Raw genomic sequence first — 2,103 nt, 5'->3', positions numbered from 1 at the left:
GCCCAGGCTGCAAGGAGCAAGACGGCCCGCGCCCTGCCCTCACCGCCACCTTCATATGGGAATGCAACCGCGCGTTTCCAAGGGGTCGCGCTGAGCTGGTCAATATATGGAAGAGTCGATGCCTGGATTCTTAGACACCAGCGGAGCTTGTCGGCGCAAGAAGCGCTGCTCTCCACCACCGCAGCGACAACGAGAATGCGCTCGTCAAAGTCACAAATTAGCCTGCCTCAATGTTTACCAAACGTAAACCATACAAGGGTGGCTCGGGTGGTAGGGGAACGGTGGGATGGTGCAGATCGAGGATGCCGAGTTCTGCGGTGATGATGGGGCTCGAGCGGAACGCGTCGGCTCGCCCTCGGGAGATCTCGTTCGCTTCGCCCGGCTCACGGCGGAGATCTGCGGCACGGGTCGAACATTGGATCTCGGAAGTGGCGAGGGCTGGCTGGTCGGTGAGCTACTCCAACTGGGCATAGATGCAATCGGAGTTGATGTCTCGCACGCCTCGGTAGAGCGAGCGAACAACCGTTTTCCAAACCGATTCTCAGTGGCATCGATCCTGAACTTGCCTTTCAGGAACGACGAATTCGAAACAGTCGTGTCCATCAATTGCCTGGAGCACCTCGCGGCCGAGGATGTTCCCCGTGCGCTTGCAGAGATTCACCGGGTCGTGCGTAGATTCGCCCTGTTACAAATCGCGACTACGCCGGATCAGGAGAACAGCGGATACCTGACGGTCGAAGGACGCCAATGGTGGGAGGACCAGTTTTTCCAAGCCGGGTTCCGGAAGGCTCCTGGCTACTACACCGTAAACCGCTATCAGAACCTGAACCATGATGATCGGCAGATCCATCTGGTGCTTGAGAAAGTGCCCTCTGACGCTCAACGGCGAACACCACATCCGCCAAAGGACATGTCGCGTCGGAGCGGTCTGGACTCTGATCGAACGCTTTTTCCATATCATTGGGCAAAGGATTTCGCCAGGCCGGGAGACAGGGTTCTTGACCTGTCACTTATCGATGTATTCGGGCCGTATATGCTCTACCAGGACACCGAAGTGGCAAGCGTCGTCACCCTGACGTCGGAGCACACCTATGCTCGCGCGAATTTCGGAAGCCAATCTCCTGCCGTGGAATTTCTACCGGAGGATCCGCTAGGCTTCATTCAGAAGGCGCAAACCGGAGAATATGACCTTGTCATCGGCTTCAGCCCAGAATCAGCTTTCCATCTCAGCAGTTCGCTCACGGAGTGCAGCAGAGTGCTTTCTCCGGGAGGAAGGCTTCTTCTGGCGATCGAAGATCGCGCGCCACTGTCTGATCCCGGTGCAGGCGCTCTCGAAACTGCGCTTTCAACACTCATGGAGCACGCAGGTGCGGTTTTCCATCTTGAAACCATTGTCCTGCAGGACCGGAGGATCGTGGTGGAAGGACGCGAGGCCACGATACGCGCAATTGATGTGGTGTCGCAGCCTTGTGACATTCCTCCTGGCGTAGCGAGATTGCTCGTTGCACTGATTAAGGACCCTACCAGGAACTCGGCCCCGTTTCGAGAGACGATCCATGGCTACTCAAAGCCGCCGAAAAACCTTCTTGCCTTCGAACGTGACTATGACAACCCGTGGCTCGTGCGCTCGCTTCTGAGCATGCCAAACCGGGCGAAATCCAAAAGCGCCTTGCTCCGGATTGCCAATACGGTTCTCACACAATCAGGCGGCAAAGCCTCGCCCGATGTAGGCGCGTCACTTGCAGTGCTTGGCTACCGCCTTCTGGAGACACCAGACATCCACGCATCCACTATCCTGGAATTCGTCGGCAAATTGGATGTCTTTCTCGCGCGGCCGAGCAGGAACGCCCACTCCATTCGCTGGCGTATCTCGCTTAATTTCCTTGCAGGGAAGCTCCAGCAGAAGATGGGAAAACTCGGCAAGGCGGTGGAGTATTTCGAGAAGACGCTGGAAATTCCATTCTCAAAGTTCAGCCTGTTGGTTTCCACCCAGAACTGAGCCGGTTAGGCGCATAATTTCCATTGAGAATTGAGCCATGTGAACCTTCCCCCCAACGCGGTGAGCGACGGGGGCAACGGAGTGATCCACATGGGACTTTTAAA

At 56.6% G+C, this 2,103-nt stretch carries 1 protein-coding gene; it reads left to right on the top strand.

Annotated elements, in window-relative coordinates; genetic code table 11:
- Window positions 1-286: 286 nt before the first annotated feature.
- On the top strand, window positions 287-1,999 hold the full coding sequence (locus IEX27_RS20990) for a class I SAM-dependent methyltransferase (protein ID WP_188723016.1): 1,713 nt from the start codon (window positions 287-289) through the stop codon (window positions 1,997-1,999).
- The last annotated feature ends 104 nt before the right edge of the window (window positions 2,000-2,103 follow it).

It is taken from the genome of Nitratireductor aestuarii (assembly GCF_014641695.1).
GTDB classification, from domain to species: Bacteria; Pseudomonadota; Alphaproteobacteria; order Rhizobiales; family Rhizobiaceae; genus Chelativorans; species Chelativorans aestuarii.
This window is presented reverse-complemented; position numbering and strand designations above follow the sequence as displayed.